At 36.1% G+C, this 18136-nt stretch carries 22 protein-coding genes and 2 tRNA genes; 12 read left to right on the top strand and 12 right to left on the bottom strand.

Annotated features, from left to right (window positions below; genetic code table 11):
- Positions 1–85: 85 nt before the first annotated feature.
- From ACPEEM_RS11480 to ACPEEM_RS11445, 8 genes are all read right to left on the bottom strand, one after another.
- Positions 86–161 (bottom strand) — tRNA-Asn (locus ACPEEM_RS11480).
- Positions 162–165: 4 nt separating this feature from the next.
- A tRNA-Phe gene (locus ACPEEM_RS11475) sits at positions 166–268 on the bottom strand.
- Positions 269–372: 104 nt separating this feature from the next.
- Positions 373–1272, bottom strand: coding sequence for a tyrosine-type recombinase/integrase (locus tag ACPEEM_RS11470; RefSeq protein WP_424407148.1), 900 nt, complete (start codon positions 1270–1272; stop codon positions 373–375).
- The gene (gene mobH, locus ACPEEM_RS11465; protein WP_424407146.1) at positions 1241–2932 is read right to left on the bottom strand and encodes a MobH family relaxase; all 1692 of its coding nucleotides are present in this window, start codon (positions 2930–2932) and stop codon (positions 1241–1243) included. The genes ACPEEM_RS11470 and mobH overlap by 32 nt, the downstream gene beginning before the upstream one ends.
- Positions 2933–3089: 157 nt before the next feature.
- On the bottom strand, positions 3090–3395 hold the full coding sequence (locus ACPEEM_RS11460) for a hypothetical protein (RefSeq protein WP_424407144.1): 306 nt from the start codon (positions 3393–3395) through the stop codon (positions 3090–3092).
- A gap of 253 nt (positions 3396–3648) precedes the next feature.
- Positions 3649–4494, bottom strand: coding sequence for a DMT family transporter (locus tag ACPEEM_RS11455; protein ID WP_136124166.1), 846 nt, complete (start codon positions 4492–4494; stop codon positions 3649–3651).
- Complete coding sequence (locus tag ACPEEM_RS11450) at positions 4491–5156, bottom strand: serine O-acetyltransferase (protein ID WP_424407142.1); 666 nt, start codon at positions 5154–5156, stop codon at positions 4491–4493. Before ACPEEM_RS11450 ends, ACPEEM_RS11455 begins: the two co-directional genes overlap by 4 nt.
- A gap of 9 nt (positions 5157–5165) precedes the next feature.
- Positions 5166–6065 carry a PLP-dependent cysteine synthase family protein gene (locus tag ACPEEM_RS11445; protein ID WP_136124164.1) on the bottom strand — a complete coding sequence of 300 codons (900 nt, stop codon included), beginning with the start codon at positions 6063–6065 and terminating at the stop codon, positions 5166–5168.
- A 129-nt stretch (positions 6066–6194) separates the two neighbouring features.
- On the opposite strand from ACPEEM_RS11445, the gene ACPEEM_RS11440 reads away from it, so the two are divergent.
- The 5 genes from ACPEEM_RS11440 to ACPEEM_RS11420 all read left to right on the top strand — a co-directional run bounded on the left by ACPEEM_RS11440 (position 6195) and on the right by ACPEEM_RS11420 (position 9673).
- Entirely contained in the window at positions 6195–7580 is a 1386-nt protein-coding gene (locus ACPEEM_RS11440; protein WP_424407140.1) for a PLP-dependent aminotransferase family protein, read from the top strand.
- A 303-nt stretch (positions 7581–7883) separates the two neighbouring features.
- Positions 7884–8069, top strand: a complete 186-nt coding sequence (locus ACPEEM_RS11435) for a hypothetical protein (protein WP_424407138.1) — start codon at positions 7884–7886, stop codon at positions 8067–8069.
- A 25-nt stretch (positions 8070–8094) separates the two neighbouring features.
- Positions 8095–8223, top strand: a complete 129-nt coding sequence (locus tag ACPEEM_RS11430; RefSeq protein ID WP_424407136.1) for a hypothetical protein — start codon at positions 8095–8097, stop codon at positions 8221–8223.
- Positions 8224–8254: 31 nt separating this feature from the next.
- Complete coding sequence (locus ACPEEM_RS11425) at positions 8255–8509, top strand: hypothetical protein (protein WP_424407134.1); 255 nt, start codon at positions 8255–8257, stop codon at positions 8507–8509.
- A 567-nt stretch (positions 8510–9076) separates the two neighbouring features.
- Entirely contained in the window at positions 9077–9673 is a 597-nt protein-coding gene (locus ACPEEM_RS11420; protein ID WP_077495057.1) for a recombinase family protein, read from the top strand.
- A 51-nt stretch (positions 9674–9724) separates the two neighbouring features.
- Here ACPEEM_RS11420 and ACPEEM_RS11415 read toward each other — a convergent pair whose 3' ends face one another.
- The 4 genes from ACPEEM_RS11415 to ACPEEM_RS11400 form a co-directional block, all read right to left on the bottom strand.
- Entirely contained in the window at positions 9725–10489 is a 765-nt protein-coding gene (locus ACPEEM_RS11415; RefSeq protein WP_424407131.1) for an N-6 DNA methylase, read from the bottom strand.
- A gap of 113 nt (positions 10490–10602) precedes the next feature.
- Positions 10603–11541, bottom strand: a complete 939-nt coding sequence (locus ACPEEM_RS11410) for an ArdC family protein (RefSeq protein ID WP_424407129.1) — start codon at positions 11539–11541, stop codon at positions 10603–10605.
- Between the two features lie 343 nt (positions 11542–11884).
- Positions 11885–12142, bottom strand: a complete 258-nt coding sequence (locus ACPEEM_RS11405; RefSeq protein ID WP_424407128.1) for a hemophilus-specific protein — start codon at positions 12140–12142, stop codon at positions 11885–11887.
- Positions 12143–12239: 97 nt separating this feature from the next.
- Positions 12240–12596, bottom strand: coding sequence for a hypothetical protein (locus ACPEEM_RS11400; RefSeq protein WP_424407126.1), 357 nt, complete (start codon positions 12594–12596; stop codon positions 12240–12242).
- A gap of 360 nt (positions 12597–12956) precedes the next feature.
- Here ACPEEM_RS11400 and ACPEEM_RS11395 point away from each other — a divergent pair, with 360 nt between their 5' ends.
- The 7 genes from ACPEEM_RS11395 (at position 12957) to ACPEEM_RS11365 (ending at position 18113) form a co-directional block, all read left to right on the top strand.
- Positions 12957–13400 (top strand): TIGR03757 family integrating conjugative element protein, encoded by a 444-nt coding sequence (locus ACPEEM_RS11395; RefSeq protein WP_424407124.1) that lies wholly within the window; start codon positions 12957–12959, stop codon positions 13398–13400.
- A gap of 1 nt (position 13401) precedes the next feature.
- Positions 13402–14322 carry a TIGR03756 family integrating conjugative element protein gene (locus tag ACPEEM_RS11390; protein WP_424407122.1) on the top strand — a complete coding sequence of 307 codons (921 nt, stop codon included), beginning with the start codon at positions 13402–13404 and terminating at the stop codon, positions 14320–14322.
- Positions 14323–14332: 10 nt separating this feature from the next.
- Complete coding sequence (locus ACPEEM_RS11385) at positions 14333–16342, top strand: integrating conjugative element protein (RefSeq protein WP_424407120.1); 2010 nt, start codon at positions 14333–14335, stop codon at positions 16340–16342.
- 66 nt (positions 16343–16408) lie between these two features.
- Entirely contained in the window at positions 16409–16843 is a 435-nt protein-coding gene (locus ACPEEM_RS11380) for a hypothetical protein (protein ID WP_424407118.1), read from the top strand.
- Between the two features lie 159 nt (positions 16844–17002).
- Positions 17003–17290, top strand: coding sequence for a type II toxin-antitoxin system prevent-host-death family antitoxin (locus ACPEEM_RS11375; protein WP_424407116.1), 288 nt, complete (start codon positions 17003–17005; stop codon positions 17288–17290).
- Positions 17268–17696, top strand: coding sequence for a putative toxin-antitoxin system toxin component, PIN family (locus tag ACPEEM_RS11370; RefSeq protein WP_424407114.1), 429 nt, complete (start codon positions 17268–17270; stop codon positions 17694–17696). Before ACPEEM_RS11375 ends, ACPEEM_RS11370 begins: the two co-directional genes overlap by 23 nt.
- Positions 17697–17723: 27 nt before the next feature.
- A complete protein-coding gene (locus ACPEEM_RS11365; RefSeq protein ID WP_424407112.1) occupies positions 17724–18113 on the top strand; it encodes a hypothetical protein in 390 nt (129 codons plus the stop codon).
- The last annotated feature ends 23 nt before the right edge of the window (positions 18114–18136 follow it).

Below are 18136 nucleotides of genomic sequence, written 5' to 3'. Positions count from 1 at the left end.
ATGAAGTTAAGATAAAAAGTGCGATAAAAAAAGAAAAAGAAATATGAAAAAACCCGCTAATTTTCATTAGCGGGTTTTAAGAATTTGGCTCCTCCTGCTGGACTTGAACCAGCGACATACGGATTAACAGTCCGCCGTTCTACCGACTGAACTAAGGAGGAAAAGTGGTGCCTCGAGGCGGAATCGAACCACCGACACGGGGATTTTCAATCCCCTGCGTAAAGCCTTACATTATAAAAAATTATTAATGATCGTACCGCAAAACTATTTACTCGTACCCAGCCGATACATAGTAATTGATTTGTTCAGTCACAGATCATCTCGAATCTTACACTTTTTCTAAAGTTTGTAAAGGCTGGATAATTGATTATTTTATAATAACGTCGAATTAACTTTTTCTCTAAGCATTTCAACATCACTCTCAATATAGGTTAATGTTACTCTCACGTCTTTATGCCCTAAAAGCTGTTTAGCCACATACAAATTTTCTGGTTCTTTCATTAAGCTTGTTGCAACAGTATGTCTAAACCGATGTGGTGATACTTGGAATCCTACTCTACTTGAAATAACTCTAAATAAATGACTAATTTGAAACTCTGTCATTATTTGACCTGTATATCTAGTTTTTCGAAATAAGTTAATGTTGAATAGCTGGGACTCTAAATTTTGATGACGTTTTCTTAGCTCTATAATTAGCTTTTCAATATACGGATGTAGCCTATCTAAAATGGGAATACAATGATATTCGTGATTTTTATTAATGTCTGGAGAAACATGAATAACCTTTTGATATAAATCAATATCCTTTATTTTTAATCTCAGTAATTGCGCTCTTCGTATCCCCGTAAATCGGAAAGTGTTAACTAATGCTTGGATAAACCACTGTGGTTTTAATACATCAGGCAAACTATCATCACCACTGCTAAGAAAAGAGCCCAACTTATCTAATTGGACAGATGTTAAAACTTTTCTTTTAGGTTTGCCTACTCGCAAAAATAATTTATTACATGGATTTTCATCATAATTTAATAATTTTTGTTCAATACCAAATTTATAGATAGATTTTAGATGACGTATATAGCTATTCCAAGTAACAGGTTTTATTTTCGTATCAATCACATTATTACGCCACTTCAATAGCATCTCAGTAGTTATTTGGGAAGGGTATTCCACACCGCAATGCTTACGCACTTGTCGAATTGCTTTATCATAGCTTTTCTTAGTATCTACACGAAGATATCTATGGAAAAAATTTTTGCAATAAAAGCTCAAATGAGCTCGGGCTAACGATGAAAAGGCTATTATCAACAATATGAATCTTAGCGGTACGATCATTAAATGTTAATTTCTCATTAAGTAATTTATTTTTCAGCCAATCTACAAATTGTTGCCCTTCAATACTTGCCATCGTAGTTTCAGCAGGTAAAGAAATTTCTGGCTTAGTCTCTTGAATCTCTGCTGTCAGTCGTATTATTGATTGCATTGCTTCAGCTTTTGCAGGTTTTATTATTGCTTCAGTTTCAGGTGGCTCACTCGTTTTTTCAACTGTCACAGTTTCCTCTTCAGCAAACATATTGAGTAAGAAATCAACGCTTTCGTTATCCCTATTTTGTATTCCTGTTTCATCCTCTTGATGTACAATTTCTTTAGTTCTAGTAACCGTATTAGAATTTTCTGCTTCAATACTCGCAGTAAGGTTTACCTCTGGGATACTAATATCCATATTCGGTACAGTTTTTTCAGTGTCGTTATTTTCTTCTTTAGACGCAATCCTGATTGTGCCAGCAAATAGTGCTGGACGATCATCAAAATTAGCCCAAATGAGCTCTGGCTTCACACGTAATAAGCTAAACTTATCTTTAGGTTTCCACCCTGCATCTGATTTGAGTTGACAATGCCAAATAGCTGTATCTTCAACTGTTCGTTCAATCACATTATGTGCTTGCATCTCATCAAACAATTTCCGGTTATCTCTAGGAACGCTAATCCCTTGTTCCATTAAATATACCCGAATTTGATCAGCAGTTGTTTTGCTCATCAACCATAATCCGTCCTCAGTTAACCAACCATCACCTGGTCCTTTTTCACTAATTTTCAATTTTTGTGAAACGAGATGGCGAAGAGCTAATACCAATTGTTTGGCAAACGATACCACTGGTTTTTGGACTAATTTCGTAATATCGCCGCCGAGTGCTAGTGCCACACTGCGTTGATCGGCTTTTTGAATAATTTCAGACAAGACCCCTGCTTTGTCATAATGGCCAGACATCGCATACATTAATGCAGAAAAGGCTTCCGGATAAGTAGCCAACCAATCAAAGGCTTCTGTCGGAATTAAATTATGAGCGATAAAGCTCCCAAGTACGGGGTGAAGTGCATAATCACGTTGCTTGATATATTTGAATTTATAAGACTCCGTTGGCACACCATTCCAAGCAAACCAACGTTTTCCACCTTTCAAGTGTATTTCAATATCAACAATGGATTTTCCAACATCGTGAACCAATGCAAGATAAATGGTCGCAGCGGTCCAAGCATCTTTCTGTTCAGCTTGTTCTTCAGGTGCTGCATTCGGTGGTAATACATAATTCTGACGAAGTTTAGCTGCAAATGAGATGACCTCTAACCCGTGATCAAGCATTCCACCCAAATGAGCGTGATGATGTGATTCCGAAGCTGGCAAGAGTTGAACCATTTCCGCATATCGTTCAATTGGTTTCTGGTACAGGTTATCAAACATCTCTCTGCTCATTGACACTTGTTGCCACAGTAAGGCTAAATAGCGTTGGCGCAGTTCAGTATTAAGTAATTCTGATGCGGAATACGGAATAATCCAACCCTCTAGATCCTGCCTCGATAATGGATTATCGGTCTTGGCTTGATGAGATACGGTTGGTTTTGACTTGAAAATTTGTACCAGTGATTTAAACATTAAAGCCCCTGTAAAATATAAATAAGCAAGCCAAAGGCCTTTTAGCCCTTTGCCCTTTTCAGGTAAGACCTTTCCCCTTGGAAAGGTTACCCTTGAATTATTCCCCTTATTGGCCCTTCAGGACCCCCTTAATAGCCTTTTGGCTTTTTTAGTGTTCTTATTTCCCATCCATTTCATCTAAAGTATCATAATCGCTATTATCAACTTCATCTACCTTATCATCTGTCTCATTACTATGATAATCATTTAACTCTGATTCCAAGGCTTGTTTCTCATCTTCACTTAAAAATTTCCAATAATTACAAATCAACTCATTCTCACCATATCTCTCCCACACGCCGGGATAATAATATTCTGCTTCCACATGACAAATTCCTCCCTCATGTGGATCTCGTATATTTGCAACAACGTCAATACCTTGAATTACTGTAACGCATAAAATGAGAGATTGGCGATATTTCATAGTTTCTATTATTGTTCCAGATTTTTGCTACTAAATATACCGTTTACAGCCTAGTAGCGTTATCTAGAAACTCTCTTAAAGATAAAAACAGATTTTTAATAATGATGCTGGGTTATATATCTACCATTTAGTCTAGAAACCTTGAGTAACAACTTGATTATACCCATAAAGATGATGAAGGCGTGGATTTGAAAAATCCACGTCCAAGTTAAAGTGATTTGTAAGAATTTATGAAAATTCTACCACCTTTCATTTATTTCTTATTTGCAAAATATAACCCAAAGAGAATTACAAACATGCTGATTATTTCTATGTTAGAAAGAGACTCTCCAAAGATTATATACGCATATAATGCAGAAATAATAGGTTGTGTTAGCACCAAAAGTGAAGCATAACTAGCTTTAATTTTTCCTAAGCAGTAACTTAATCCACCTTGTCCTAAAATTTGTGAAAGCAATGCCAATCCTAATAATGGATAAAAATCCTCAAATGTAACAGGTATATACACACCCTCTATAAATAATCCAACAGGTAATAACGTTATTAAGCAACCTATACTGGCATATGCCATGATATGAATGGTAGAGAGTTTATTTCTTAATTTATATACTGTAACCAAAAATAATCCATAAAATATAGATGTTGATAACGCTAATAAATCTCCCTGAAAATTTTTAATTGTTGGTGATACTTTCCCTTGCATTAACATTATTAAACCAAATAGAATAACCATAGCACCTAATATAAATTGTTTACTTATCTTCTCTTTATAAAGAAAATAAGAAATGGGTACCACTGTAAACGGCACTAGATTAGCTAATAAATTCGCATTAGCAACAGTGGTATAACTAAAAGAAAGATTCCAAAGAATCAGGTCTAATGCAAGGAAAACCCCTGCTAATACTGAAATGTATTTCTCTTTCTTCGACATTATCATGGTTTGGGGTGAAAATTTAAGTAACATAAAGAAGACAGGCAGAGAAAAAAGCACACGATACATTCCCGTGGTAATTGGTGGAAATTGGCTCAGTTTTACAAAAATTCCGCCTAATGCTAGGCAACAAATAGAGAAAATCACAAAAATAAAATAGCGGTTCATTTTATACTCCTAATAATTTGGTGTTTAGTTTTTACAGTAACAATATGATTATCTGGAATATCTTCGGTTATAGTACAGTTAGAACCTATAAATACATTATTACCTATATTAATTTTTCCAAAAAGTTTAGCAAACGATCCTATTTGAACATTATTGCCAATCTTAGGGTGTCTAGGTTCTCTAGGATTAGAAGATATTCCTTTTGCTCCTAGTATCACCCCACCTAAAATATAAGCATCATCACCAATTTCTGCTGTTTCACCTATAACTGTTCCTATACCATGATCGAGAACAAATCGATCTCCTATTCTTGCATATGGATTAATTTCCGCACCCGATAACAATTTACCCTTAGAAGATAAGAATAAGGCATACTGGTATTTATTATATTGATAAATAGGGTTGTCAGACTTAATATTTAGTATCGCATTCGCAATTCTATAAAAGAAAATAGCATTAAATGATGTGTATCCATATAATATATTTTTAGGGTTGTTTTTAGAAGCTGGATCTCTTTGAGTGTACGAATTTAAATCATCAAGTATTTTATTTTCTAGATTATCAATATCTAGATTCTTATATACATCAGCTATAAATTTCTCATTATGAATTTCATTTATAGAAGAAATTATAATTCTTCTAATATCATTCCCAATACTCATAATCTACCCTTACTTTAATTTTTCCATATAACTTTTACCACTATCTGGTGCTACTGTAACTATATTTACTGAATTAGTATAATTTAAGGAAAGTTTTAATGCCGCTAATATATTTGCCCCCGAAGATAACCCAACGAATATACCTTGAGTTTTAGCTAATGTATGAATTAACTCCAATACATCTTCATATTTCACACTAATCATTCCAGATAAAATTCTTTTATCGAAGAACGGTGATTCAACACCTACGCTAATCGCTTCGATTTGATGAGGAATTGTAAGATTATTCATGTAATCACACCCTTCAGGCTGAACTCCATATATTCGAATTTTAGAATCGTATTCTTTAAGTCTCTTGCTAACTCCTCCTATAGTTCCCCCACTACCTATACCTGCAACAAAAATATGAATATTTCGATTTAATTGTTCTAAAATTTCTACTCCCGTACCTAGGTAATGTGCTTCTGGGTTTGCAATATTATTGAATTGATCTAAATGATAATATTCAGGGTTCTCTTTCAATAATTCATGAGCTAATCTAATATGAGAACCAACGCCAGTAGTGTGATCAGAAAGTATTACATTTGCACCATATTGCTTAAGTGTTTCTATCTTTTCTTTGCTAAAATTATCTGGTATTACTAATGTTAGTTTATACCCTCTAATTGCAGCCATAGTGGCTAATCCCATTCCTGTATTACCTCCAGTAGCTTCTAACAAATGCGTATTTTTTGATATCAAATTCCTACATTCTGCAGAAATAATCATTTGGTTAGCTACTCGTGATTTTATACTTCCAGCAGGATTAAACTCCTCTAATTTAACGTAAACATTGCCGTATTTGTTTCCAAAAAAGTTTTTAATTTTCACTAGTGGGGTTTTCCCCATATATTCATTAAGTGTGTGCATATTGACTCCTTACTTGTAAGCTTTAAATTTCTTTACTATAAACAACATATTCAATACACTACCTACTCAATTTTAAGTTTTTATAAATCACTGTATTGGTAAAACTCCAGTACAGTTTGGGAAATTGCTATGGAAAAGGCAACGAAAGTACAACAGGTTTGCGACTATATTCTCTCTCAAATTGAGCGAAAAATTTATTTACCATATCACAAAGTTCCATCTATCCGAGCTTTAGCTAAAACACTAGAATTTTCTACATTCACAATTTCTCAAGCTTATGAACAACTTGTATCGATGGGGTATTTAGTTTCCCATATTGGATCAGGGTATTTTGTTTGTGAGAATAAAGTTAAAAATGAGGAATTTGATATATCCCCAGCCTTGGTAAAAAATGTATTAGATACAGGGTGGTTAATGAGTCATTTATTTAGTGAACTCCCTGTCAATAAGGCTTCGGGAAGTGGGCTATTGCCTAATGATTGGTTAATTGATCCTGAAATCATCGCTAATGCAATTAGAAAATCTGCTAAAGAAGCAGGTGAATTTATTTATTCGTATGGACATATTCAAGGCTATTACCCATTACGAGAATTATTTACCAAACAGATTGATCACTTAGGAATTAAAGTTAGTCCCAATGTTGTAATGACAATGCCTGGAGTTTCCTCCGCAATTCAAACTGTTTTACGCTGTATTACTCAAGAACAAGATTATGTGATTGTCGATGACCCAAGTTGGTTTTGGTTACTTGGTTGCTTACACCAACTGAAACTTAACATTCTTAGCGTACCGCGTAATGAAAATGGTCCAGATATTGTTGTTTTAGAAACATTGCTTAAAGAATACAAACCCAAAATCTATATTACGAATAGCATTCTTAATAATCCTAATTCGTATAGTATTTCCCCTTCTATGATGTATAAAGTACTCAATTTAATAGATAAATATGATGCTTATTTATTAGAAGATGATGTTTACAGTCATTTAGATACAAATTATAAATTTCTCCGCTATGCCTCGCTAGATCAGCTAGAAAGAGTGTTTTACGTTACAGGCGTGTCTAAGACATTAGGTGCAAATTGGCGAGTTGGATTTTTATGTGCACCGAAGAATTTTCTAGAAACAATGTTACGGCAAAAAATGCTTTCTAATATGACCAGTGCTGAATTAACCGAACGTTGCGTGTACAGAATATGGTTAGATCCACATTATACTAGACATCTTGAAGAGATGCGGCAAAGGCTCGTTAAAAAACACGAGCAACTAAAATCCGCTTTGGAAAAAATTGGGCTTGATTATCCCGAAAATACAAATAAAGGAATTTTCATTTGGTTAAATACTGGAGTTGATACGACAAAAATGGCGATCGAAGCAAGAAAAGAAGATTTTCTATTAGCTCCAGGTTATCTATTCTCACAACATAGTAATTTTTCGACTTATTTAAGATTAAATGTGACTAGAACAGATCTTGAATTTATTGAATGGCTAGATAAGTATAGACAAAATTATTTTTAACAGTAAAAATCCACCTTCATAGAAGGAATAATATTGTAGCTCAAATTTTTTGACCCTATCCCCAATTCTGTGTAAACACCCATTTCAACTTAATGGTGATCGTCTAACGTTATCAAGAAACTCTCTTAAAGATAAAAATAAATTTTTAATGATAATGCTGAGTTAAATATCTACTATTTGGTCTAGAAACTTTGAGTAACATTTTTAGACAGTCTAAAAAACACTAAAGTGTAAGTTTTTAGACAAGTCTTAGAGGCTAGTCCAAAAAGTTTTAAGTTTTGAACCCCCAAATGGAGAAAAATTATGAGCAAACTCATTCACAATGATGAATTTCATATTGCACAAAAAACAACCCGTATTTCGTTCTTAGAACTTGAAATACAAAAAATTAAGGCAGGAACAACTAAAGCTAGCTCACAGGAAATCTTGAACGATATACTTTCAAAATACGAAAAAGAGCTTGCCGAACTAAAAAATTCAGAGCAATAGCATTAAGTTTTGAATAGGAGAAAACATGGAAACTGCATCTTTGATTCTGCTCGGAATCGCTGTTGTTCTACTTGGTATAGGCAATATGATCTTAGCAAGAAGAGTAAACAAACTTGAAAATGACCTTACCAAACTAAAAATCTCACTGAAATAGTTTAAGTTTTGAATATACACAAGGGGTAAATATGGAAATTCAGAAAAATTGGTATTTCGATTTATCTAAAGACGACGATCGAGTAAAACTCAACGAATTTATTTTTTTAATGCGTGATGTAATGACAAGGATTGAAAATGGAATTCTTCAAAACGATGTTATGAAAGATGTCCATATTAAAATTGTAAATCCTACGGGTAGTGATTATGTTATAGATGGGGATTGCATAAATGAGATTTTTAGACATGCAAGAAAATTAGGAATCAAATATAGCATTTCTAATTAACATTAAGTTTTGATTATTGAATCATTGTTAATTTCTGGTCGACTAGCGTTTTTATTAACCCCAATTATTCCTGGCGATAGCTCAATTTTTAATTCAGGAATAATGACAATATTCTTTATCTTGGTTTAGATGAGGCTGTGCCTTGTAGCATTTAAAATATTTGATTTTTGTATTTTTAGTGGATGGCATATAGAAAATCAAAATAAATAACTTACAAAATGAAAAACATTGAAAGTAAATTTGACAAATTAATAGTTAATAAAAACCCAAACATCAATAAACCAGGAGCATAAAAATGAGAAGTACAACAATTTTTACTTTAATAACAATGACGATGCTTTTTACAGTATTAATACTAAACTACATGGAAAAAGGAATTAATGAATATACCTATATAGCATTATTTGCTTTAATAATACAGATTTTTGTTTTTATCAAGGCCTTACAAACTAATAACCAGAGAAAAAATTAGAAAATAAATTAAAAGCGTTAATAGATGAAAACATCACCAAAATAGATAACTATCCTACTAAATAATTAGATATTAATTTTTACAAGGAGAAAGCGGTGGCTAAAATTGGTTTCGCCCGCGTATCTACTCAACAGCAAGATTTAGCAGAACAAATCCGCACATTAGAAGAGTTCGGCTGTATAAAGATTTTCTCGGGCAAACATTCCGGCAAAGCGGATAAAAATAAAAAGCAACTTGATGAATTACTCGATTATATCCGTGAAGGTGATATTGTTGTTGTCACTAAACTTGACCGTTTAGGCAGAAGCCTTACACAATGTCTAAATACCCTTGAAATCTTTAAAAAGAAAAATGTTGGGTTTGTCGCAATACAGCAAGGAATAGATACCCGAAAACAAGATAATCCTATGGGTACAGCGTTAATTCAGCTACTAGGCATTTTTGCAGAACTGGAAAGAAGTTTTATTGTTGAACGCACTCAAGAAGGCAAACGAGCTAAACTTACTTCAGGTAATAAAAAAGCATTGGGCGGACGACCTCCTAAAGTAACGGAAAAAATACGCCATAAAATCTACAAAGATTTTAAATCAGGTCATTCCATTAGCGTTGTCATGCAAAATTACAATCTATCAAAATCAACTGTAGCAAAATTAAAAGGTATCTATAATAGAGAGTATATAAATAAAGCCTAGTGAATTTTCATTCACTAGGCTTTTTAGCACCAAATAGAGTTCATTTGATTTTTAATAAAACATAGGTTCATTTTCCCAATCAATTTCAAATGGCAATTCATTTACTGGTTCAGATTCAATTTTTTGAATTTCTGGTTCAGTATCTAAATCTGCACATGCTAATTTATTGTCCCAGTTCCCCCATAGATGAGCTGTTGTGTATAAATGATGATGAACCTCATTTTGTAAGGTATCCCCAATTATCACTTCCCCAGGTATATGTAGAAGAGTCATCTGAATATAACACATCATTGCAGCGGTAAAATCCAAATCTCGAGCTTGTACCCACATCTGTTGCTGAGGATTAAATGCTTCCTGGCGTAAATAATTATAGGATTCTATAATCATAACACCAGAGCCGCACGTTGGCTCTTGCAACGTGATAAATCCACGTCGTTGAATTAACTCATGACAATTGGATAATGTCATCGTAGCCATAGCTTGCGCAACATAACTCGGTGTGAAATGCTGTGCTTTATATCTATCGCCGAGCTCTAAGCCCATAAACACCGAACCTAAAAAATCATAGGTCTTGTTTTCAAGGGCTTCTACCACAATCACGCTAAGCTCAACTAACTTTTGCTTTTCCTCATCTGTGTAGTGACCTACAGCCGTCTGATAACGCTGTTTCAGTGCTTCATCCGCTGACTCACCATACAAAACAAGATAAAACTCAAGTCCCAAAATCGTTATAAAATCATAGAACACTTCAGAACGCCGGTAATGAGGTGCAATTGATTTAAAAAGTGCGGTAAATTTTTGTTCAAAATCCATCATGGATTGCTCCTAAAATATCGGGAGCCATCCACCTTAGGGGGAAAACTCCCCAAAGGGTGGAAGATGAAAAAGTGCGGGCAAATTTGACCGCACTTTCAGAAAGTAAAAAAGGATTAAGCAGCAAGACATTCTTCTTGATTGAATTTATCAATCAAATATTGCGTTGCTTCCCGTGCCTGTGATGATGCACGAAAAATTGCTTTCTTGTCAGACTTCAATGTTTGAATCCAATTATCGATATAGGCCGCATTTTGTGAAATGTCATTACGAACATGAAAGTGTGCACAAGTAAATGCACTGGTCAGTTCTGCAATCAATTCCTCAAACGCATAGCGTTCTGAACCAAATTTATCAAACCTAGCGACGCCATCACGATCTAACCGGTCTTTATGCCCAGTTGCATGACCACACTCGTGTAAAAGTGTAGCGTAATAGTCGTCAGCCGTATTGAATTTTTCAAAATCTGGCATCACGATACAGTCACGATTAGGAATATAACAGGCACGATCTTGTGCTTTGTTATATAACTGCATCCCCATTTTAGCTGGTAACACATCTAAATCTGGGTGCGGGATCATTTCTGATGAGGTGTCTGGTGCTGGAAAATCTTCATAGTATTCTTCTAACCCATCGCACTGTTCAATGTTGAACACATGCTGACCACGAATAAATACTGATGATTTCATTTTCGGTTCACCGTTTTCATCAAAAATCACATTGCCATCATCATCTCTCTCTTCAAACTGATTTTGTTTGTAAAAAATGATGACTGTACTTTTCTCACCTGTGCGAACTTGTCCACCTAGATGGTTTGCACCCTGGAAGGTTACCCACTTACATTGAGTAAACCCTTTCTGGATTGCACTCATCCAAAGCAATAACACGTTAATGCCGGAATATTGACGCCCACTTTCGCCGTTACACGGAATCGACATTTGTGGCCAACCAGTATCCCAAGGTTTCTGCCAAGGCATCGTACCTTGTTCTAATGCCTCGACAATTTGGTCTGTAATTTGTTGGTATAAATCTTTAGTTTGAATTTGTTTTTTCATGACTGTTCTCCAAAGTTAAAAAGGGAACAGCCCCCACAGAGGAACTGATTCCCCTATGATGTATAGGCTCACACAAGGTGATGGAAAGGTAAAATTAAGCCACAAGCGTCAATGGTCGAATTCTACTAAACGTTTGTGAATACTGGTGAATATTTTGCTTGGCGTGTTGAATTGCCTCACTAATTAATTCACTTTTATAGCCAGAATAACGATTGTCGTTAGTATCAAAAACTAGGTTGTTCCAATTACTCTCACCAAGGGCTATATTCAAGCGACGATCACGTACAACAGCGTAAACTTCCGCACATTGCGAACGTTTATCAATCAATGATTGACAAAGCTGTTATTGCCTTCTTCCTCCGGAAACCAACAATGTATTTTCATCTTTCTGAGTCACCTCTAAAAAACGAAAATGTAAACCGTGTTTTGCCGGCATTTTTTGCAAAAATCTGACTGTACTTTCACCAGGTTGACGAGCCTCCCATACGGCTTTTGCTGTCTGAATAATTTCATCAGCTAAGGCTTGGTGTGGCTTAATCCCAGGTTGTTGATATTTCGGAATATAATCTCCGATTGCCGAGAGTAAAATATGTACCCTCATTGTGTTTCTCCTCGAATTTGTCAGGGAAACACAATCTTCCTTTCTAGGGAAATGTGTTTCCCCAAAGGAAATAGCAATCTAACTCAAAGGTTAGACTTTAGTAATACCAAAACAATATTGCAGCAGAGATAGCCCCCATCAATAACCCAGCTAAGGTCATTGAAATAGTGACTTTTAAGTGGCAGCGTTTAAGCCGTGTAACCTCTTCACAATGAGAAAGTTCTTGTTGTTGATGCAACATATCGTGGAATTCAGCTTGCTCAGCTAAACGTTGCTCAACATCATTCTCGATGCTGTGATGGATAGCTTGACTGACCCTCGACAATTTATGTCGCGTTGCAACGACCGCTTTACCTAACCCGAGTCCAAGAAAATAGGAAAGGGATTTTTTAGGTTTCTCGGTTTGTTGCGTTTTTTCAGATGTAAAAGGATCGAAAGGAAGTGAATTGCTCATAATTGAGTTCTCCATTGAAGTTAAAAAGACGTTCAAGGAGAAATACCCCGCAGGGACAATTTTTCCCTGAACAGGTTAAGATTAGGATACATTCTCAGTCGAATGACTGAACCCTCTTTCAGAATGCTGAGGGTATTTCGGCATTTGAACACAACTACCACGTCGGGCTAGTTCGTTGCTTCCCAAGTGTTCTGCAACTTATAAGGGCTACAAAGTAGCGACTTAATAACCTTATCATACATCATTTCTTGCTGTTTATTTGCACAATAATTGTTTCTATCTTAAAGAGAATTAAGCATTTAGTTCAACACGGAAGTTCGTTAATGTGGGGATATTTATCTTTATTTTGGGAATAATGAAATGTTCACGCGAATAGCGATCTTATCCCTCTTGTTTAGCCCACCTATTTTTGCGAAACAAATACCACCAGAGGTACAGATTTCTGTATTTAGCACAGCGGCTTATCCAATTCAAAACACCGACCTGGCTCACGCTGTACACTACTTAGATGGCGTAGAGCAGTGGGAAACTCACTTTAGCCAGACGTTAAGTCCTAATCCAATACAAGCCGAACACCAAGCCAAAAGCTTACTTAAGGCAGCAGAAACGCAAAATCAGCTCAGAGAATTGCACAAAACCTACCAGAGTGTCATTGTCGGTTGGCAAAACGGCATCCGTAAGGTACCTGCCGTATTGTTTGAACACCCGTTACTCGGAAAAGTCGTGGTATATGGAGAAAACGATGTACAAAAAGCGATTTCATACTGGGAAAACTGGCTAGAACAACAAAAAAGAGAGGAATAATATGGCCTTCAAAACACCTCGTAAATTAACCGCACTTTGTGTCGCCTTAACCTTTGCAACAAGCACACAAGGTAATATCAATACTGCTACGATTATGGCATCAAGTGCCTCACCAAGTTGTTTGGAATATAAAGTTGTCGGTACCTGTTTTTGGTTATTTTGCACTTATTTCGGTTGCAAAGTTAGAACCTCAACCAAAGTGCGACACTTTTTACCAGAAATGGTCGTGTCTGCCTATAACCATAATGGGCAAAACCCGTGGTCAGAAGTGAATGTGATCTCTCAAGGTGTAAAAGGGGGAGAATATCGTTCTCCGCAAAAAAATTACAGCCAACTTACCTTCAAAAATGCCACAGCGATCGGTCACCCACAAGGAGCAATATCAAGCTTACTAAATAGCACCGGCTACTATTGTCAGAGTCAAACCACACCTTTTGTACCTTATTTTCTCAGTAGTCTCGACTATTTTGCTTGGCAACAAAATTTACCAGAAATGTTTTACCCAGAGGCCTTGATACCAGGAATGCGGGAAGTTCGTTCCGGTGCAGATACTTGGGGAAACATTTTCCCTCGTAGCGGTACAGTAACTCAAGTACACGATTACAAAGCATCAGCAGTAATTGCACAGCGAGTTGCAGATATTGTAAGCCGTAACGGGCAATTACATATCTATCAATCAGCGGCGAGAACAGGGGGAGCTGGAACTTGGTATCCAGCACCCATAAAGGAGGGCAACGCCAAAAACCATAAATGGCAACAACTATTCCCTGAGATGAAACAATCTTGTAGTGCATTCCCAGATACACCACCTGCAGTATTATCGGAAAAAGGCAATTATGCTTGGGCATTATGGCGTCCTTACAAATGTTGTAAACGCCGTGGTCAAACTTTTTTATATAGCATCGATTGGTACAACGAATAAAGGATAAACAATGAAACCGCTTAAAAAAATCAGTTTTGCCGTATGGCTTGTACTTTACACATCAACAGCATACTCAGCAGATCCAATTTTAGACAAAATCCAATTTAATAAATCGGATTCAGTATTATCCGACCAGATTTTTTATCAGATCGGCGGAGGGGTTGGTTATATGACGCCCCCAACTCGGGCTAAATCACTAAAAGCCGTTGAGTTTGGCATTGGTTGGAAAGCGAATCTGATGTGTGGAAATTTTGATATTAAAACCACCGTAAAAAACCAATTAAATGGGATAACGGAAGGGTTTAAAGACTTAATGGGCAACGTAGTTGAATCCGCAAAAGGGGCAGTTGCCAGTATGCCGGCGATGATTATTCAGCGTGCGAACCCACAATTATATGATCTACTGACAAATGGTGTGTATCAAGGACGTATTGATTTCAACCGACTGAAAACCAGTTGTGAGGCAATGTCAAAACAACTTGCCGATTATACATTAAATGGTCGTTGGTCAAAATCGGCAGATTTAGAAAATTATAAGGATATTGTCTCCGCTGAGCCAGATGCACAAAAAGCACAGAAAAAAGCAGAAGACAATAAAGGCAAGAAAGGCAAAGAATGGGTCGGTGGTCAAAAGAAAGGGGGAGAAAATCAGAAACCAATTAAACTTATTGAAGATGTTGCTAAAGCTGGTTATAACCTGCTCAATAATCGTAACGCATTAGACGAGAAAACGATTGCGAGCAAAGATTGTGATGGTGCAACGTGTCAACAATTTGATTCTCCACAAAAAGTTTCTGATTTTTTAACGCGTATTATCGGTGAACAGTCTATTTCTACTTGCTCGGAAGATTGTGGTCCTAAAACTAGCTCAAAAGCCGGTGTCGGGCTGGCTCCAGAAATTGAAGAAGAAAATGTCCGTACTGTTGAGAAACTCGAACAAGCACTCAATATGGATATTCCCACGCCGCAACTTTTAGCAGAATTAAGTTCGAATACCATCCCGATTACACGAGGATTGATTGAGACTTTGCGCGAAGATCCAGATGTGGATGTGTTAAGCCAACGCCTCTCTGCTGAAATTGCAACATCTAAAGTGATGGAAAAAATGCTCCTTGCTCGCCGTGCTATTCTTGCTGGAATGCGAGAACCTTATGTAGCCGCTGATCACGTTGCACAAGAAGAGCTGGAAAGAGTGCTGAATAAAATTGATCTGGAAATATCCCAAGTCAAATTAGAAATGGATATGCAGAAAGCGATTACTAGCAATACTGCTTCTGTGATTTTCAATAACAAATTCAACCGTGAAGCGAATACAGGTCATTATGGCTCTACTTTCGATAATGTAGATAAACGCATCAATGATCTTGCTTACGGCACACCAAATGCTGAAGACCACCAGGAAGCCAGTGATATTGCATTAAATCGCAGAAATATTACGTTAAACATTCCAACCGTCAATAATGTGTCAGCCTATAAACCAACATATGGTAGAAATGGGCAAGGCGGAATCTATAATACAGGTAACTATGGTTCTATAACCCCGATCAACGGTTCTTCTGTTGAACAAGCCTCTGGATTACTGAAAAAATTTGAAGGTTTTAGTAGTAAAACTTATTGGGATGTGAATGCACATCGAGCTGGTTATGGTTCGGATACCATTACCAAAGCAGATGGTACGGTCATCAAAATCCGAGAAGGGATGACAGTATCAAGGGAAGATGCTGAACGTGATTTAGCCCGCAGAACAAGGGAATTTGCCAATACGGCCAGAAAAAATGTATCGGCTGAAACGTGGGATAAGTTGCCACCGAATGCACAAGCTGCACTCACCTCTATTACTTATAATTACGGCTCATTGAGTAAATTAAAATCAGTTATAGATGCAGCAAAATCCTCGGCAACATCTGGAGATATGTCTATGTTAGCTAATGCTGTAAGACGTTTACAATACCATAACAACGGTGTCAATGCTAAACGTCGGAACCAAGAGGCTGACTATATTATGAATAAAATTGGTTAAAAACATCGCACTTTTAACCATATCTTGTTACATTATGATTGAGATTACCCCAACATAGGAGTTTTTATGTGCAATTTTGTTTTTCCAAGTTTAATTTTGACCGTACTTTTGTCAACAAATGCATTTGCAGATAACGAAAAGGAAGTGATTTTTTCGTGTACAGCAACGGATGGAAAACTGTTAACGGTAAAAAAAGTAGGCAATAATTATGAATATCGCCACGGTCAATTTAGCTTTACAAACCCAATTAGCCAAGTTGTGGCCAATAGTAATTCGGAAATTGCGGTCGGCTCTGGCTTTGTTACCTACACGATGGAACTCACACATCAAGATAAATCATACCAAGTCGGCTTTCTTCAAGCACGTGGCAGTAAAACGATTGAAGAGCCTGGTGTCAGTATCTACAAAGGGGAAGAATATTACAACTCGGTCGGTTGCAGCTTAACCAAACCGATTACGCAAGACGTTGACTCAACAAAAATTCGCCGGACGGGTTTATAATCAAAATAAAATGGGAAGTCTTTCACACTTCCCATTTTTATTGACCAAATTAAACTTTGCTGTCATATCTGAAAATTGTTTAGTTAAACTTGTTGAAATTCGACCAAAAGGTAGCTAACATAGCTAAGATACAAATAATCAAGTTAATGGAGTGATACTATGAGTCGAAGCATATCCCAATTTTCACCCAATATGGTTACCTCTAAACAGTTTCAGACACGATTTGGAGAATATTTCGATTTAGTAAAATCGAAAACACCAGTTGCTGTAACACAATACGGGAGACCTACCGTTCTAATGATGAATTATGCAGATGGTATAGAGGCTTATAGACTTCTTTCTCAAAAAAGAGCACTTGAAATTCTTCAAAGCCTAAAACCGACAAAAGATGTCCCAACACAAGATGAATTAGATAAGATGATTGATGATGAAAGAGCCAACTTATAAACGCATTGTGATTGATACTAACGTATTGGTAAGTGCGTTGCTTTCCCCTTCAACAAAACCTAATTTAGCGGTACAGAAGGCACTTAGTGAATATACTATTTGTGTATCTCAGAAAACATTTGGGGAATTTGTTGAAGTCATTCATCGCCCCAAATTTAGCAAATACATTGATGTAACAAAACGTGAAACATTCATATTCACATTAATGGGAGCAGTAGAGTTTATCGAAGTGACTGAAACCATTACAGATTGTAAAGACCCAAAAGATAATCAGTTTTTAGAGGTTGCTATTAGTGCAAATGCGATATATCTTGTAACGGGCGATAAGCGAGATTTACTCAGTATGCACCCCTATCGTGATGTTGAGATTCTTTCTGTCAGTGAGTTTTTAGATAAGACATCATAAATTTACCTTTACAAAAGGAGAAATCAAATGAGCTTTTCAGAAAAAATTGGCTATAAAGTTGGAAGTGCGATTGCCAAATTTAAAAATTGGAAAGCTCCTATCTTTGTTAAAATTATCAGTATTTTTGCTGTCTTAATAATACTATTTTTTACCTTTTTTGATTATCGTAATGAGGGGATGTATCGGGGAATTTATATTAGTGATTTAGGTACATATATTATATGGGGATTAGTCCTTTTCATCATATTTAAATTTAGGGAGCAGATTGCAGAATTTTTCGAGTCACCAGAGGCTTATCACCTTAGACATTTAAGAAAAGAAGTTCATGATTTAAGAAATGAATTAAAAGAAAAAAAAGCCAAGGATAAAATAATAAAAGATATATGTTCCGGAGTTTATGACAAACATAAATATTAAATATAAGACCTATTTCTAGTTCA

Origin of the sequence: Pasteurella pantherarum, from assembly GCF_049670885.1 — a bacterium.
GTDB lineage: Bacteria > Pseudomonadota > Gammaproteobacteria > Enterobacterales > Pasteurellaceae > Pasteurella.
Note: the sequence above shows the minus strand (reverse complement) of the source record. Positions and strands in the feature narration are given on the sequence as shown.

Coding starts and splice junctions, on each gene's coding strand:
- mobH (WP_424407146.1), bottom strand. CDS start 2,932: ATGTTTAAATCACTGGTACAAATTTTCAAGTCAAAACCAACCGTATCT.
- ACPEEM_RS11460 (WP_424407144.1), bottom strand. CDS start 3,395: ATGAAATATCGCCAATCTCTCATTTTATGCGTTACAGTAATTCAAGGT.
- ACPEEM_RS11455 (WP_136124166.1), bottom strand. CDS start 4,494: ATGAACCGCTATTTTATTTTTGTGATTTTCTCTATTTGTTGCCTAGCA.
- ACPEEM_RS11450 (WP_424407142.1), bottom strand. CDS start 5,156: ATGAGTATTGGGAATGATATTAGAAGAATTATAATTTCTTCTATAAAT.
- ACPEEM_RS11445 (WP_136124164.1), bottom strand. CDS start 6,065: ATGCACACACTTAATGAATATATGGGGAAAACCCCACTAGTGAAAATT.
- ACPEEM_RS11440 (WP_424407140.1), top strand. CDS start 6,195: ATGGAAAAGGCAACGAAAGTACAACAGGTTTGCGACTATATTCTCTCT.
- ACPEEM_RS11435 (WP_424407138.1), top strand. CDS start 7,884: ATGAGCAAACTCATTCACAATGATGAATTTCATATTGCACAAAAAACA.
- ACPEEM_RS11430 (WP_424407136.1), top strand. CDS start 8,095: ATGGAAACTGCATCTTTGATTCTGCTCGGAATCGCTGTTGTTCTACTT.
- ACPEEM_RS11425 (WP_424407134.1), top strand. CDS start 8,255: ATGGAAATTCAGAAAAATTGGTATTTCGATTTATCTAAAGACGACGAT.
- ACPEEM_RS11415 (WP_424407131.1), bottom strand. CDS start 10,489: ATGATGGATTTTGAACAAAAATTTACCGCACTTTTTAAATCAATTGCA.
- ACPEEM_RS11410 (WP_424407129.1), bottom strand. CDS start 11,541: ATGAAAAAACAAATTCAAACTAAAGATTTATACCAACAAATTACAGAC.
- ACPEEM_RS11405 (WP_424407128.1), bottom strand. CDS start 12,142: ATGAGGGTACATATTTTACTCTCGGCAATCGGAGATTATATTCCGAAA.
- ACPEEM_RS11400 (WP_424407126.1), bottom strand. CDS start 12,596: ATGAGCAATTCACTTCCTTTCGATCCTTTTACATCTGAAAAAACGCAA.
- ACPEEM_RS11395 (WP_424407124.1), top strand. CDS start 12,957: ATGTTCACGCGAATAGCGATCTTATCCCTCTTGTTTAGCCCACCTATT.
- ACPEEM_RS11390 (WP_424407122.1), top strand. CDS start 13,402: ATGGCCTTCAAAACACCTCGTAAATTAACCGCACTTTGTGTCGCCTTA.
- ACPEEM_RS11385 (WP_424407120.1), top strand. CDS start 14,333: ATGAAACCGCTTAAAAAAATCAGTTTTGCCGTATGGCTTGTACTTTAC.
- ACPEEM_RS11380 (WP_424407118.1), top strand. CDS start 16,409: ATGTGCAATTTTGTTTTTCCAAGTTTAATTTTGACCGTACTTTTGTCA.
- ACPEEM_RS11375 (WP_424407116.1), top strand. CDS start 17,003: ATGAGTCGAAGCATATCCCAATTTTCACCCAATATGGTTACCTCTAAA.
- ACPEEM_RS11370 (WP_424407114.1), top strand. CDS start 17,268: ATGATGAAAGAGCCAACTTATAAACGCATTGTGATTGATACTAACGTA.
- ACPEEM_RS11365 (WP_424407112.1), top strand. CDS start 17,724: ATGAGCTTTTCAGAAAAAATTGGCTATAAAGTTGGAAGTGCGATTGCC.